This is a genomic window from Streptomyces sp. NPDC058678 (genome assembly GCF_042714835.1).
Classification (GTDB): domain Bacteria; phylum Actinomycetota; class Actinomycetes; order Streptomycetales; family Streptomycetaceae; genus Streptomyces.
Genome location: NZ_JBHXSG010000084.1, coordinates 17,548 through 31,964, shown reverse-complemented (window position 1 = coordinate 31,964; position 14,417 = coordinate 17,548). Strand labels below are relative to the sequence as shown.

At 68.3% G+C, this 14,417-nt stretch carries 11 protein-coding genes; 5 read left to right on the top strand and 6 right to left on the bottom strand.

Annotated features, from left to right (window positions below; genetic code table 11):
- Positions 1 to 49: 49 nt before the first annotated feature.
- Genes ACFWWR_RS42680 through ACFWWR_RS42660 form a run of 5 tightly spaced genes read right to left on the bottom strand, consistent with a single transcriptional unit; the run spans position 50 to position 5,142 of the window.
- Positions 50 to 397 carry a hypothetical protein gene (locus ACFWWR_RS42680; RefSeq protein WP_384309560.1) on the bottom strand — a complete coding sequence of 116 codons (348 nt, stop codon included), beginning with the start codon at positions 395 to 397 and terminating at the stop codon, positions 50 to 52.
- On the bottom strand, positions 394 to 1,245 hold the full coding sequence (locus tag ACFWWR_RS42675; protein ID WP_384309557.1) for a DUF3626 domain-containing protein: 852 nt from the start codon (positions 1,243 to 1,245) through the stop codon (positions 394 to 396). Before ACFWWR_RS42675 ends, ACFWWR_RS42680 begins: the two co-directional genes overlap by 4 nt.
- A 23-nt stretch (positions 1,246 to 1,268) precedes the next feature.
- Complete coding sequence (locus ACFWWR_RS42670) at positions 1,269 to 3,680, bottom strand: site-specific integrase (protein ID WP_384309554.1); 2,412 nt, start codon at positions 3,678 to 3,680, stop codon at positions 1,269 to 1,271.
- On the bottom strand, positions 3,677 to 4,024 hold the full coding sequence (locus ACFWWR_RS42665) for a helix-turn-helix domain-containing protein (RefSeq protein ID WP_384309552.1): 348 nt from the start codon (positions 4,022 to 4,024) through the stop codon (positions 3,677 to 3,679). Before ACFWWR_RS42665 ends, ACFWWR_RS42670 begins: the two co-directional genes overlap by 4 nt.
- A gap of 14 nt (positions 4,025 to 4,038) precedes the next feature.
- A complete protein-coding gene (locus ACFWWR_RS42660; protein WP_384309549.1) occupies positions 4,039 to 5,142 on the bottom strand; it encodes a tyrosine-type recombinase/integrase in 1,104 nt (367 codons plus the stop codon).
- A gap of 633 nt (positions 5,143 to 5,775) precedes the next feature.
- On the opposite strand from ACFWWR_RS42660, the gene ACFWWR_RS42655 reads away from it, so the two are divergent.
- Complete coding sequence (locus tag ACFWWR_RS42655; protein ID WP_384309546.1) at positions 5,776 to 6,501, top strand: glutaminyl-peptide cyclotransferase; 726 nt, start codon at positions 5,776 to 5,778, stop codon at positions 6,499 to 6,501.
- Between the two features lie 327 nt (positions 6,502 to 6,828).
- Here ACFWWR_RS42655 and ACFWWR_RS42650 read toward each other — a convergent pair whose 3' ends face one another.
- On the bottom strand, positions 6,829 to 7,773 hold the full coding sequence (locus ACFWWR_RS42650) for a cutinase family protein (RefSeq protein ID WP_384309565.1): 945 nt from the start codon (positions 7,771 to 7,773) through the stop codon (positions 6,829 to 6,831).
- Between the two features lie 969 nt (positions 7,774 to 8,742).
- Between ACFWWR_RS42650 and ACFWWR_RS42645 the strand changes: the two genes are divergently transcribed.
- From ACFWWR_RS42645 to ACFWWR_RS42630, 4 genes are read left to right on the top strand one after another with little or no spacing between them, the layout of a single operon-like run.
- Positions 8,743 to 10,086 carry an integrase gene (locus ACFWWR_RS42645; RefSeq protein ID WP_384309544.1) on the top strand — a complete coding sequence of 448 codons (1,344 nt, stop codon included), beginning with the start codon at positions 8,743 to 8,745 and terminating at the stop codon, positions 10,084 to 10,086.
- A complete protein-coding gene (locus ACFWWR_RS42640) occupies positions 10,083 to 11,825 on the top strand; it encodes a hypothetical protein (RefSeq protein ID WP_384309542.1) in 1,743 nt (580 codons plus the stop codon). The genes ACFWWR_RS42645 and ACFWWR_RS42640 overlap by 4 nt, the downstream gene beginning before the upstream one ends.
- Entirely contained in the window at positions 11,822 to 13,951 is a 2,130-nt protein-coding gene (locus tag ACFWWR_RS42635; RefSeq protein ID WP_384309540.1) for an integrase, read from the top strand. The genes ACFWWR_RS42640 and ACFWWR_RS42635 overlap by 4 nt, the downstream gene beginning before the upstream one ends.
- On the top strand, positions 13,948 to 14,238 hold the full coding sequence (locus tag ACFWWR_RS42630) for a hypothetical protein (RefSeq protein WP_384309537.1): 291 nt from the start codon (positions 13,948 to 13,950) through the stop codon (positions 14,236 to 14,238). The genes ACFWWR_RS42635 and ACFWWR_RS42630 overlap by 4 nt, the downstream gene beginning before the upstream one ends.
- Positions 14,239 to 14,417 lie beyond the last annotated feature (179 nt).

The following is a 14,417-nucleotide window of genomic DNA, read 5'->3' as shown; positions in this document are numbered from 1 at the left end:
TGCGGTGAAGATTCGACACCTCCACCACACACGGAGGCCTTCGCCATGTTCAAGCCCGGTCAGCGTTAACAACGCTCGTGATCAATACAGCTAGGACGCAGGTCATGCCCTTGCCGGGGAAGATCTGCAAGTCGGGGTTGGTGAGCATGGCGTTGGCGTGCCGCTTGGTGCGCAGGACTCGGCCGGCGAAGCGTGTGGCGGCCTCGACGCGGTGCCGGTAGGTCTCGGCTGCTGGGCCGCTGACCTGCTCGCCTTCACGTAGGCGCTCGTGTGCGTCGGCGAGGGTGTCCAGCCGGGCCAGCCAGTCCTCGAACGCGAGGTCGTCGGGGAAGCCCGAGGCGTAGCTTCCTAATGGTGCAGTCGGGTATTGGAACTGTCCGAATGCATGCCTGATCACGCGTTGCGTTCCTCGGATGTTCCGAAGCGTGCCAGGCAGTGCCACACCTTCTTGAGCGCCTGTTGGTCATGGCGTCCGGTGCGTGCGGCGTCACCGATGATCCGGGGAATGAGGTAGCCGTCGACGGCAATCTCCGTGCCCAGGTCGACGTACTCCTGGCCGCGGTAGTCCGGGTGGCGTGCGAGTTCTTCGACGGTGAGTCGTAGTCCCGGGTGCCAGTCGAGCCGACATGGCAGGCGGCAGGCGGCCCTTTCCACATCCGTTCCCCGATAGCTCGGGTCCAGGACGAGTGCCTCGACGTCGCGGGCCAGTATGAGTGGGCCGTGCACCTGTGCCTCGATGTAGTCGTCGAGTGCGTCCTGGCCGTCGTTCTCAGCCAGCTCCACGAGGGAAAAGCTGGCCGCAACTCCGAAGGCCGTTGGTTCGAAGAGACTGTCCGGGTAGCAGAACGTGGCTCGGGTGAGGGTCTCGGCAGTCAGTCGAAGGTGCGCGGAGCCGAACCGAGGCGCCCCGCCGAGCGGCTTGCGCCGGAAGTTCAACGCGCCGTAGACAGGTCGCTCGTGTGCGGGTGTGTGGTCATAGGCGCCTCCGAAGATCCGGCTCTCCCAACGCCATCGGTCACCGCCGGGGTGCGCCGTCAGGCCGCCGTTGCTGGTGCCTGTGACGAACTGCGAGTGATAGGTGCCGTCCTCGGCCAACGCGAGCAGGATCGGCCGACCGCGCACTGTGCGGTCGGGGTGAAAGTTCAGGGTTACCCGCAGCGCGGGGTCGACCGGGGCCCCGGACGACAGCGAGGCGATGTGGCGGATGGCCTGTTCCTGCGGGGAGGCGGCGGGATCAGCGTTCATCAGCGCAGTGTGCCCGAGTCTGATCAATGTGTGCGTCTGCGTTGGCTGACGTCGGCAGCGTAGGCGGCCCAGTCCCCACCTGATGCTTGCTGCCACTGGACGGCGACTTTGATGTGGACGCCGAGCATGCGGGCGAGGATCGCTGCGGGGACTTCGGTGGCGAGGGTGAACAGCGCGGTGGAACGGTCCTGTTTGGGCCGGACTCCGATGCGGTGAAGGCGTTTGCCGATCTGGCTGTCGGTGAGAGGGCGCCCCGGGTGGCCACCCGGAAACAGCCAGGGGACGTCGTCGGGCGTGCCGATCTTGGCCTTGCCGCGGCGGGTCGCGACGAGATCGCGGACCAGGCTGGCCAGCGGTGCGGGGAGAACGACCGGCGATGTGCCGAACGCGATCGCGACGGTGTCGCCGTCGATGTGCACGTCCTTGACGGTGAGTTGGCTGATGGTGGCGACCTTCTGCGCGTAGAGGATCAGCAGCAGTCCCGCGACGGGGTCCGGGGTCGGCAGTGTGTCGTCGTTGAGCAGGCGGCGGGCGTCGGCCCAGCGTTTCTCGCTGTCGATGGTGCCGAGCGGGCCGGTCCAGCGGACGGTGCCGTAGGTCAGGTCGCGGGCATATCGGTGCTGTACCGACCAGCGCACGAAGTGGCCTGTCTCGTCGCGATAGCTGACCGTGGCATCGGCCATCCACCGCTCCAGATCCGGCTGGGTGCAGGTTCCCAGCGTGAGCCCTTCACCCGTGAGCCAGGTGAGGAAGTTGCCGGCTGCGGCGACGTGGCAGCGGACGTTCAGATCCTGGAGACGAGTCGTGTGGTCTTCACTCAGGCGTCGTCGGAGCCGGCGCATGTGGTGCCAGACCGCGTAGCCGTGAAGGATCCGGCGCTCGGCGAGATCGGTGCGGGCCTGGACGGTCTCAATAATCCATTTCTCCAAGGCGAGGAGCCGTTGGTCGCGAGGCGGGAGGGCACCGGTCGCGACCAGGACACTGCGCAGGTGGGCCAGCACTTTGCCCGGAGGTAGTTCGTCGAGGACCTCGTGGGTGACGGGCCGCTCGTCGCGTCCTATGTGTTCCAGGAGGTCCCGGGCCTTCGAGCGAGTGATCCAGGCGATAGCGACGTCCGGGCGCTCAGCGCTCGTCAACGCTTTGTGGAACGGGGTGAGTTCGGGCCGAATGGCGCCGGTGGCGTCGCCGAGGAGGTCGCGTACTTGCCGGTCGAGAACGCATCGCTGACAGGGGCGGGGACTGAGTTGCCAGGTCGTGGTGCAGACCGGGCAGCGGCCCCAGAAGTCCGGGTCGGAGTTGGTGCACTTCGCGCACAAGGGCGCCTCCCAGGTGCCGCTGCGGGCCTGGGCGACGGTGCCGCAGCCGTTGCAGGTCACCCATCGGTGCTGGCATCGCTCGCACCATGGCTGGCCAGTGGCCCGAGACAGCTCGCAGAGCGTCGTCCTCCCGCAGATGCCGCACTCCGCGGTCATCCTCGGGCGGCAGTTGTTGCAGCGCGGGCCGTCGGGCAGCCGGTTTGCGACAGGCATACGTCGGCCGCAGCCGACGCACTCCTCCAGATTCGCGGGCTGTCTGATCATGCAGTTCGGACACAACGGTCGGCCTTCGGAGTCGCGTGTGGCGGGCTCACGAACGGCTCCGCAGCCGAAGCAGGGGACAGCCGCGTGGTGGGCGAAGCAGGCCCGGCAGATCCGCTTGCCCTCCAGCAGTTTGGACAGCGCTTTCACTTCGTGGCAGCGCGGGCAGGCAGGCCGGACGACCCTGGTCGCCCCGGCCTCGACGAGCTCGTCGATGAACCGCAGGGCCGCCGGGGCGGGAGCTTCGTAACCGGCGCCGGTCAGCAGGTCGGGGCGGGCGACGACGGCCCAGGCCAGGCGACGCTGTCCGGCGGGCCGGACGGTGGCTCGTCCGAGCGCGGCCAGAATCGCGTTGGTGTCCAGGACAGGGTCAAGGCGTGTGATGAGCTCGGTGAGTTCCTGGAGCGGGTCGCCGTCGGCGTCGGGGCAGTTCGCGCAACGGGGCTCGCCATTGCGGTCCCGGCTGGTGACGCGTCGTTCTTCGTGGCAGCCCGCGCAGACGGCGGGCTTGTCGAGGCAGGGTGAGCATCCCCACCGTCCTCCGGTGCTGCTGCCGACGTAGTGGCATGCGCGGCCGCACTCGCCGCAGCGGGGCAGTGCGACGTCCTGAGCTCCGGCGTCGCGCAGGGCCATCAGTAGTTTTGCGACGCAGTAGGGCGCTGGCGGCTGCCCGGTCCGCAGAAGTGACGGGTCGTCGTGCAGGGCTTGGGCGAGGCTGCGGCGGCCGGCTCGTGCGCGTACGACTGTGCAGACGATGTCGCGGATGCGGTCGGCGCCCAGGTGCCTATCGACGTTCCCGACCAGCCGCACGATCAGGCCGACCGGATCCGCGATGACCTCCTCGGCAAGGCCAGTCACCGGTCGACTCCGCTGATGCGGGCCCGTCGAGGCCGCAGGTCACCGAGCCCTTCGGAGACCGAAGTCCCGCCCGCCGCGGCCTTCTTCGGCTTCGGCGCGGAGCTGGCCGCGGAGATGGGCTCGATGAGGTCGTCCATGGTGCAGTCGAGGATGTCGAGCAGGGCCATGAGGATCTTCAGGCTGAGTCGCTCCGGTCGCTCGACGACGAGCCGGTAGACCTGGCTCGACGAGAGTGTGATGCCGCGTTCCTTCAGCTGCGGGAGGAGGTCGGTGGTGGAGAACATCCCGCGGTCCGCCATCACCTTGCGCAGGTGCCAGTGGTAGTCGAGCTTGGCGGCCATCATCGGGTCCTTCCTCGTCAGGCGCCGGCGAACGCCGGGGCCAGGGCCTTGCTCAGGGCAGTGTTCATGAAGTCGTCGCTGACGTGCGTGTAGATGGCCGTGGAGCTGTCGCACTCGTGACCGACCTGCTGCTGGATGAAGCGCCGGTCCACTCCGTCTTCGGTCAGATGCGTGACGTAAGAATGACGAATTGAGTGCGGAACTAGGTCTTTCGGGAGCTTTAGGGCATCGCGGTATGCCTCGAACCGGTCGTTGATGGAGCTGGGCTGCAGACGCCCTCCGCGTTCAGTGATCCACAGTGCTGGGTGGTCGGGGAATCCGAAGCGCGGCCGGACGTTCTCGACGTAGTCGGCGACCGCCTCGACGGCCCAGTCCATCACCGACAGCACGTTCCGTCGTCGCGGCGGCTGGCCCTTCTTTGCCTTGCCGTAGCGGACGTTGAGCGTGCCGTACCGGCCGAACTGCCGAGCCTGCGGATTGCGCCCGAAGTCGACGACATCCAGCTTGGAGGTCTCCGTCCGGCGAAGGCCCCAGCCGTAGATGACCTTGAAGAGGGTGGAGTCGCGGTAGGCGGCAAGGGCGCCCTTGCGCTTGGACTTCACGGCGCGGGCGACCTGGTCGTCGGCGTAGTCGAGGAATCGCTGCAGTTCCTCGCGGGTGAAGGGCCTGGCCTCCGGGTCGCCCTCGTAATCCTGGAGGTGGGGAAGAGTGTTCCACTCGTGAGCGATGGCCACCGGATGGGTGCCGAAGGCTTCTTCGCAAGCCGTCCCCCACCCGTAGCGGCCGTCGATGAGGAACTCGCTGAACAGTCGAACGTCGCCCTGGTAGCTGCGGATCGTGGACGGCGCCAGATGCTTCTCGCTCGCCAAGGAGGCCGACCACTCGTCCATGTGGGCCGGCGTCCATTGCCACGGGTAGTCGTTCGCGAACTCGAGGAACCGGCGGACCAGGCGTTCCCGCGGGTCGATCGTCTCATCCTTCAGCCCGCGCGACTTCTGCTGAGCCCTCCAGCCCCGCAGCATCGCGTCGAACATCGCGTCCTCGGGACGCAGCTGAACGACCCCGGACACGAGCTCCAGTTGAGCTGCCCCGGCAAGGGCCACCTTCTGCTGATGCGCCACTCCAGACCATCCCTTCTGGAGGGCAGATCATGCATTAGACGGGCTCTTCTTAGCAACATGCCTGTTCAGAAGGCCAGCTCGTAGTAGCGTTGGAGTCCTTCAGGCCGTCGCTCTGAACTTGCGACCTGCGACTTCTCGCCCGTCTGATGCAATTCCCGAGGGTCGGCGTAGCCGAGGGTCATCTGGACGCGGAGATGTCCGTACTGGATCGCGGCGGCAACCAGACCCCGCGGGCGGCGGACGATGAACCAGGCCAGATTGTGGACAAGGTTGAGAACTGACCGTTGACCGCTCTCAGCCTTGGCCCCGGGAAGTCAGGGGCGCCATAGCACAGGATCTCGACCTCGGGGAACAACGGAACTCCCCACCCGTACGGGTTCTGGGCGCCAGAACGGGCGACGTCGGGCAGGTGCCGACCGCACGGATGACGGGCCCTCTCCGCGCTTCCAAAGTAGATTTGGCTAGCGGTGGCCGGATGGCCCGTTTCCTGCCCCTCGGAGTCGTCCTGTCGTGCTGCTTTGGAGGCCTCTGATGCCCTTCCTTGGATCGCGACGGTCAGTCTTGCGGGGGCTGACGGTCAGTTCATGCCTCATCGTGTTCTCTGGACTGACCGGTGCGCCCCCGACTGGCCGCATGGCAGGCCCCGCCGATCCAATGGAACTGGAAGCGAAGGTGCTCCAGGTGCTGCCGCATGACGTCAGCGCCTTCACCGAGGGCCTGGAGGTTCTGGCCGGCTCGCTGTACGAGAGCTCCGGAATGTACCGACAATCCTGGGTACAGAAGGCACATCTGTCTTCGGGCCGGGTGACCCGACGCGTGGCGCTGCCCGCCTCATGGTTCGGCGAAGGTCTGACCCTAGTCGACGGCGGACTGTGGCATCTGACGTGGCGTGAGCATACGGCCGTGTTCCGGGACGGCCAGACCCTGGCCGAGCTGCGCCGGGTGACTTACGACGGTGAGGGCTGGGGCCTGTGCCACGATCGAGCACGGGGTCGGCTCATGATGAGTGACGGTAGCGCGACCCTGTCACTGCGCAACCCGCACTCCTTTGAGCTGCTGGGCCGGATCACGGTCCACGACAGTGACGGGCCCGTAAGCGGGCTGAACGAGCTTGAGTGCACCGGCACGGACGTGTGGGCCAATGTCTGGCCCACCGATGCCATTGCCCGCATCGACCCCGGCACGGGGCGCGTTACGGCGACCCTGCACATCGGTGCCCTTCCACACCTTCCGCCCGCTGCCCGGCGTCCCGGCAACGTCAACGGGGTCGCCATGGACCCTTCCACGCACGACTTGTTCATCACCGGGAAGCATTGGCCGCACGTTTACCGCGTCCGCCCACAGCCCACCGACCCATGAAGCGACCCAGTGACCTGGTTGCGCCCCAGCGCGGTTACGCGTCCCCGGAGCGAGACGACAGGGATGCACATCTGAACTGCGGGAGCCCCGTACCAACACAGTGCGGAGGCCCCCGCAGGTGGTGTGCGACTTACTCGAGGCCAAACCCCGGCGGGAACTCAAGCGGTCCAGTAGGAAGACCGGTCAACTTCAGCTGCAGGAAGTTGGCAATCTCTTCTGCGCCAGTGATGTCGGGCCCGATTCCTGACGGGTCTGTCCTGTATCGAGTGTGCGGACAGGCAGGGGTTGACGGTGCTCCAGTCCGCGGATTGCCGCATCGATGGTCGGTCAACATGATGACCGGGTTGCCGCAGACCGGGTCTCCCTGCGCACAGACCCGGTGGGTTCGGTCCTCGAGCTCAGCGGGAAAGCTCGAAGGTGGCCACATTTGGGGTTCGGGTCCGCGAGGAGCCCAATACCACTGATACTGTCGCGAATCAGGGGCCAATTGGGGTCGTCCTTGAGTCTGTCCAATGCAAGGCGAATGACCCAGGCTCCTTGCGAGTACCCCGTCAGGATGAGCTTCTGATGGGGGCAGTGGCTGATTCGGGTGAGGATGTCCTGCTGGAGTCGATCAGCCCCTTCCATGACGCTGTGGGGTATCGGGAGACCCTCCCTATAGAGCTCTTCCGTGACTGCCGCTGTGGCCTCATCGGGCCGCAGCCCGCGCTCCGTGTGCCTGTTGTAGCTGTTGCCTATTTTCTCCTTGACGTCGTTGATGAGTTCCGGCACCGACACTGCCGGGTATGGCACGCCCCAAACCTGCACGCCATTGGGCCTCAGGCTCTCCACGATCTCGCCTACCTCCGGGGCGAGGTTCTCCTCCTCGGTAACCCCCGGGACACGAACCCCTAGCTGGCCAGAGCCCCGCACACCTATTACGAGAGGCGCCGTACACGACGTTGGGACTCCCTCACCCGCGGTGGTCTGCGGCGTCGCCGGGACGCACGCCCCGCCCGGAATGGTGAGAACGGTTCCTGGGAAGATCCAGTGGCCCGGGCCACTGGGTCCGACACTCGTCCCGAACACGGGCGGTTCGGGGTGCTCCCGCGCAGCTGCTTCGATCAGTGCCTGGTTGGCGGCGTAGATCTCGGGGTGCCTGCCTGCTTCACCCAGGTACCTGGATGCGATCGCCGACAGCGTGTCTCCACTCGCGACCGTGTGGGTACACGTTTGCTCGGCCGGGGTTGTCGGTGTGACCGGGGTTGTCGGTGTGACCGGAGCCGGGGGCAGGGCCGGAGCCGGGGGCTCGACCGGGGGCGGCGGCTCGACCGGGGACGGGGGCTCGACCGGGGGCGGCGGCGGGACCGGGGACGGCGGCTCGACCGGGGGCGGCTCGGTCGTGTGAGTGTCGGAGGGCGTGGGCTCCGGGGTGGTGTGTGTCCGAAGGGGTAGGCGTCGGTTGGGCGAGGGCTGTGTAGCCCGACGAGAGGACGATGGAGCCTGCGGCCAGGCTGCTGACAGTCGCCAGGGCTATTCGGCGGCCCGCGGGTATTCGGGGTGTCTGTCTCGACTTCCGTGGCATGGTCGACCCTCCAGGGAGTCGCGTAGCGTGATCAATCGATTACGCTATGTGCCTCATCTGGGGGCGTCCTTCCGTGGTAGCCCAGACGGGGCAACCGCCTGCGCAGGCAACACCTCGAGGCCGTTGTCGCTGGTTCAACCACGTCGCAGTGGCGTGCCCGGCCCGCGAGCTGTAGTGGACTGACCAGGCTCCTTGTCTCAAAACCCGCGGACCATCCAGCTACTTGGTCACTGACCGAGTGTGCACAACCCAGGGGTGCCGTAAGAAGACGCCGTGCGTGTGGACGGCGCGCGGGATACGGGGGATGAGCACCGAGGGGTCGTCGCCCGGGTAGAGGTGCAGGGTCCGCCAGCTGTGGACGCGGTCCATGTACGCGGCGGCGGCCTCGATGATGTCCGCCCACCGATGGTGTCCGAGGACAACGAGTTCCCTATTGAATGCGCGTGTTGAAGCGGCTGCTGAAGGGCTGGTCTGTGAAGGCATGGCGTGTTTTCTGGGTACGGGCGGCCGGGCCGCAAGCAGTGTCAGCCGAGCTGCAGACCTGGTTGGAGGGCTTGGCGGAACGGGAGCAGGGGTCGGGGGTTCGGCCCGGCGACCCCGTCTTCCTGTCGCCAGACTATCGAGTGGACCCGCTGCTGACCCGGTACGTCCGGTCCCGGTCTTTCCGTTCGCTTGCCGTGTCGACCAGGCTCAACTACGCGACCGACCTCGCTCTGCTCTTGACGTTCCTGTGGGGCAGGGGGAAAGGCTGGTGCGAGGCCGTGGACCGGGATCTGGAGGACTTCGAGTACTGGCGGACCCGGGCTCCGGAGAATCCGGAGCGGGTCGGCGGGTCGAAGTGGAATCGTGAGCTGGCCGCGTTCAGCGGCCTGTACCGGTGGGCGCTGCGGGAGCGGCTGATCATGCGGTCTCCGGTCGCCACGCGTCAGGTTGTCGGGTTTCGCGGTCATCTGGTGGCGGTACCTATGGCTCGGGCCAAGGACAGCCGGCCGAGCAATGTGCACTGGCTGACGCCGCGCACCTGGCGGCTGTGGTCGGACGTCGGGCTGCGGGGGTTCGACCGGGACGGGGCGCCGACGCCCGGGTGGGTGGGGCGTCTGGAGGATCGGAACACCTCGTTCGTCGACCTTCTCACCTCCTCCGGGTTGCGGCGCCAGGAAGCGGCTGCGTTGCTGACGATCGAGATCCCCGTGCGACGTCTGGCGGGCGGTCGGTACTGCCACGGCACGGTGGCTTCGGAAAGTTCTCGAGGAAAGAGGTCCCGGTCGTTCTACACCTCGGTCCGGGTGGTTGATCAGATACAGGACTATGTGGACTCCTCGCGGGCGTGGACGGTCCGGCAGGCCCAGGCGCGTGGGCTGTATGACCGGGTGCCCATGCGGCTGGTCTCCGAAGTTGTTGGAGGGCTGAAGCCGCGGGTGCGCTGGCAGGGGCCTGGTGGGCGGGGGGAGCGGGCGCTGGATCTGCTGACCTGGCAGGAGCGGGCCACGCTGTTCGTTGAGGGGCCGGAGGGTCCGGAGCCGCTGTGGCTGTGGCTGAGCGAGCGGGGGCTGCCGTTCTATCCGCACTCGTGGAACGGGGTTTTCCGTACGGCGAACCAGCGGTGCCGGCAGGTACTCACGCCGCTGGCGAGGCGGGATCCGCACCGGGTGTACGCCCCGTATGCGACTCCGCATGCCGGGCGTCATTCCTTCGCGCTGTTCATGCTGGTGGTGCTGAATCATGTGATGGACCGGCGGTACGGGCTCAGTCCCGAAGAGCGTCGTGATTTCCGGCTGCTGTACGGCGATCCGTGGTTCATGGTGCAGGGTCTCCTCGGTCATTCCTCCCGGGAGACCACGATCAGGCACTATCTCGCGCCGGTGCGTCATCTGCAGCTGGAGTCTTTGCTGAGCGCGGCTCCGACGCCGATGGGCGGCCCGGCGCCGGACCTGGACGACCTGTTCGCCCAGGTGGCCTGTGCGGCGAGCGGCGTCCAGGACATCGAAGCCGCGCTGACTCCGGCGGGGGAGCGGGCGTGAGCGGGCGCGGCCGCAAGGCGGCTCTTCCTCCCGGCGACCTGGACTTCCCCGAGCCGTCCGTCCCGGACGGGCTGGTGGTGGAGCACCGTAACCATGACGGATACATCGCCACCTACGACTTCGCTCTCCTGCCCGTGGCGGAGCCGTTGCAGCGTTCTCTGGCGGTTCTGTTCGCCGGTCAGTGCCGTTCCGCAGCTTGGTCGGCGCACTCCACCTCCCGCTGGGTGTGGCGGGAGATCAGGCGGTTCGCGGCGTTCCTCGCGGAGCAGCCGAACTGTCCGCGCGATCTCGGTGGGGTGACGGTCGATCTGCTGCGCCGGTGGCGGCTGGCGAAGCTCGCCTCGCCTGGTGGCCGGCAGCAGGTGCGCACGGTCAGCAATCTCCTTCGCGAGGACGGACGGCTGCGGAGCGGGCCGGTGGCGGAGCTCCTCGCGCGCCGGGTGCCCGGCTCGCGGGGCAGTGTTCAGTCCTACGACACGGCCTCTTTCGATCACATCGTCCGCACCGCCCGCCAGGACTTCAGGGCTGCGCTGCTTCGGATCGAGGACAACGGGCGCCTGCTGGAGCGGTGGCGAAGCGGTGTGATCGGCCCGGGCGATGACCGGTGGATGCTGGGTGAGGCGCTGGATTTCCTGGCCCGTACCGGAGATGTCCCCCGTGCGATCGATGCGAGCGGCCGTGAGTACATTCCGGCGAAGTGGCTTCGGGCGCTGGGCGGGGGTGCGCGGGTGCAGACCTGGAAGCGGCTGTTCTTGTCGCGGTCCGAAGCGGTTTCGCTGAGCGTTCTACTGCTCGCCGAGTTCGGGTGGAACCTGTCGGTCGTCGACCGGGCCAAGGTGCCCCGGGCCAGCCCCGATCCCGGCCGGGACGGACGGCCGACCTATCGGGTGCCGGTCGAGAAGCGCCGTCGCGGGGCGGGGCGCTGGTACGAGACGGAGAACGTCACGGACACCGGAGCGGGCTCGGGCGGGCGGCTGATCACGCAGGCGCTGGCGGCCACCCGGTTCGCCCGGGCGGCCGTCGCCGCCGTGGATCCTGATGCCGACGTGCTGATCGTCTCGCGCACCGCGAAGACGGGGGCTCCGAGCGGTGACAAGGACCGCCGCGCTCCGGTCGGCCGGTTCGCCTTCGGCCTCTGCCATGACGACGTCCGCTTCTGGGCCCGCCGGCACCAGCTGTCCGGCTCACCGTTCCAGCGCGGTCGGCGCACGGTGGTGACCCGCCGCGGCCCTCTCCAGCACTCTCAGGCCACCCATGACCGGCGCTATGTGCTGCCCGACGCCCAGGTCCAGGAGGAGGCACGGCCGGTGATCGCGGCCGGGGCTCTGGCCGCGCTCGACCATGCCCGCACCGCGGTGCTGGCCGCGCAGCTGCGTGAGGACGGCGATCCGGCGGACACCCCTACCGCGACGGCCGACTGCCATGACGCCGGCGCCAGTCCCTGGCCCGACGTGGGCGGGGGCTGTGGCGCGTCGTTCCTGATGTGTCTGGGCTGCCCCAACGCCCGCGTCCACACCGGCCATCATCCGCGGCTCGCCCATCTGGAGGCGGCGCTGTCCCACCTGCGCTCCGTTCTGCCCGAGCCGGTGTGGCACAGGGAGTGGGCCGACCATTACGAGCGCCTTGAGGACCTGTGGCGGCGCCTGGGCGCGGGCCGGCAGCGCGCCGCGCTGGCGCAGGTCACCGCCACGGACCGTGCTCTCATCGATCTTCTGCTGAACGGAGCCCTCAACCCGTGACGGCCCACTCCCTGCCCGCGCCCGATGTTCTGCCCGTGCCCGCGGCGGCCGGCCCGGTGGTGCTGGCCCACCGCGTCCAGGCGCCCCAGCACGCCCATCTCAACAGCCGCTACACAGACGGGTCATGGTCCCTCGCACCGCTGATCGCCAACCCGAGCAGTACACGGAGCTCCATCCACTGGCGCAACTGCCCAGCACAGATGCGTCCTCAGTTGAAGCTGATCGCGTGGACGATGATCAACGGGGAGCTTCCGGCGACGTATCTGCGTGAGCGCGGTATCCGCATGCGCAGCCGCCAGAGCGGCAGGGCGACCGCCGGCACCGTTTCGCAGTGGATGCGCATGGCTCGCTGGCTCAACCAACAGGGCATCACCTCCCTGACGGACTGCGACATCGAGCTCCTCGACGCCTACGGCCACTACCTCAAAGACTCTGGGGCCAGCGCGGACCGGACCCGGGACGTGCTGCGGGACGTGTGCCGCCTGTGGGCCTTCGACCAGATCACCGCCCACCCCACCGGGATGGCCCGCCCGCCGTGGGACGAACCCGACCTGGTCGCCGACTATCTACCCAAGGACAGAAGCGAGCGGGGCGAGAACACCACGGAACCCATCGCCACGGCCACCATGGCGCCCCTGCTCACCTGGGCGGTACGCCTGGTGGAGGATCTCGCCGGTGACATCCTGGCCGCCGCGGCCGAACCGGCCCGTCTGACCCGGGCCGCGGTCACCAACCCCGCGAGCGGGGAAGGCCGCGTGGTCCTCGAACGGCTTCTGGAGCCAGCTCTCACTGCCAGCGCTCCGGTGCCCGCGGTCCGCAACGGCGGCAAGACGACCGTGGCCCGTGCCTATCTGGCCGCTCTCGCGGGCGTTTCCCTCTATCAGGTCGACCGGATCGCCCGTGTGCACGGACTGACGCGGGCGGCAGCCGAGCGGCCCGGTCCCTGCCCGCTCGATGTGCCGGTGACGGCAACCATCGCCGGCAGGCCGTGGCGCCCGAATGTCGACTTCGTCGAGGCCCCGGTGCTGCTGCGGCATCTGGGAACCGCGGCGTTCATCCTCTGCGCGTACTTGACAGGCGCTCGCCCCGAGGAGGTCCTCGCCATGCGCTCGGGCTGCTGTCCCGACCCGGCCGACGGCCGCGAGGAACCGTGGCATCTGATCCGCACCCGGCAGTTCAAGACCGCCGTCGACGAGGACGGCAACTACCTTTCCGCCGGTGTCGAGCGGGACGTCCCCTGGGTCGCCATCGCTCCCGTCGTCGCGGCCATCCGCGTCCTGGAGCAGATCGTCCCGGAGGGGGAGCTGCTCTTCGCCAGCGACTACCACCGCGGCGCCGTCCGTCACCGTGGAAAGGCCATGGGCAGCGACGGGATCCGCGAACGGATCGCCGACTTCATCACCTGGGCCAACCAGGAAGCCGCCCGCCACGGTCTCCCCCGTGAAGTCATCCCCGCGGACCCCGCCGGGCCGGTCACAGCGGTGCGCTTCCGCCGGTCGCTGGCCTGGCACATCGCCCGCCGTCCCGGTGGACTGGTCGCCCTCGCCATCCAGTACGGTCACCTGCGCACCGTCCTCGACACCGACGTCGCAGGCGGATACGGCACCCGCTCCCGCCGCGGCATCCACGACCTCATCGACATCGAGACCGCCCTGAGCACCGCCGAGACTGCAGCCGACCTTCACGAGCGCTACAGCCAAGGGGAAGGCATCTCCGGGCCCGCCGCCCGCCAGGCCCTGCACCAGGCCAGCACCGTCCGGCGCTTCGAAGGCACCACCGTGAAGGCCGACTTCGCCCGCAAGTACCTCGCCCGCGACGGGAGCGTTCTCTACGACAACCCTCACGCCCTGCTGCTGTGCCGCTACAAACGCGAGCTGGCCCTGTGCGAGCGTCCCGCCGACAGCACCACACCGGCCCTGGACCGCTGTGTCACCGGCTGCGCCAACACCGTCCGCACCGACCACCACGCCCGGCAGCTCCGCGACCGGGCCGACGGCCTCGCCCGTCAGGCACTCCACCACCCCCAGCCGATCGCCGACCGGCTCCTCGCCACGGCCGGGCGGCTGCGTAACCTCGCCGACACCCACGACCGCACCCGCATCACCTGCCAGGAGCCAGCGACGTGAGCCCAGCGACCGATGAACGCGACCGGATCCGTGCCGCCATGCAGCGCATCCTCACCGGCCGCCCCGAACACTCCAACGGCGCCCTGACCGTGGTCGCCCTCGCCCTCGAAGCCCAGGTCCCCCGCAACGCCCTCACCCAGCGCCACCCGGACCTGCGCAACGAGTTCTACACCCACGTCCGCGAGCGAGGAGGCGTCTCCGACACGGAAGCCCGCCTGCGCGCGCAGATCGTCACGCTGAAGCAGACCATCGCGAACAAGAACGAGGAACTCGCCCGTCTGCGCTAGGACGTTCCCGCGCTCGTCCGCGCCCTCAGTCTGCTCACCGCCGAGAACGAAACACTGCGCGAACAGCTACAGCTGCCGACGCCAATCGTCATTCCCCTCCGCACAGCAATAAAGGACTAAATTCCCGGGTTTGTCGATCAACTCTGGGCTAACGTGTCGTCACGGTGTGCAGGGGGCGG

Bases quoted from the DNA above. Each gene is read 5' to 3' on its own strand.
- ACFWWR_RS42655 (WP_384309546.1), top strand. From the start codon at position 5,776: ATGGCAGGCCCCGCCGATCCAATGGAACTGGAAGCGAAGGTGCTCCAG.
- ACFWWR_RS42665 (WP_384309552.1), bottom strand. From the start codon at position 4,024: ATGATGGCCGCCAAGCTCGACTACCACTGGCACCTGCGCAAGGTGATG.
- ACFWWR_RS42675 (WP_384309557.1), bottom strand. From the start codon at position 1,245: ATGAACGCTGATCCCGCCGCCTCCCCGCAGGAACAGGCCATCCGCCAC.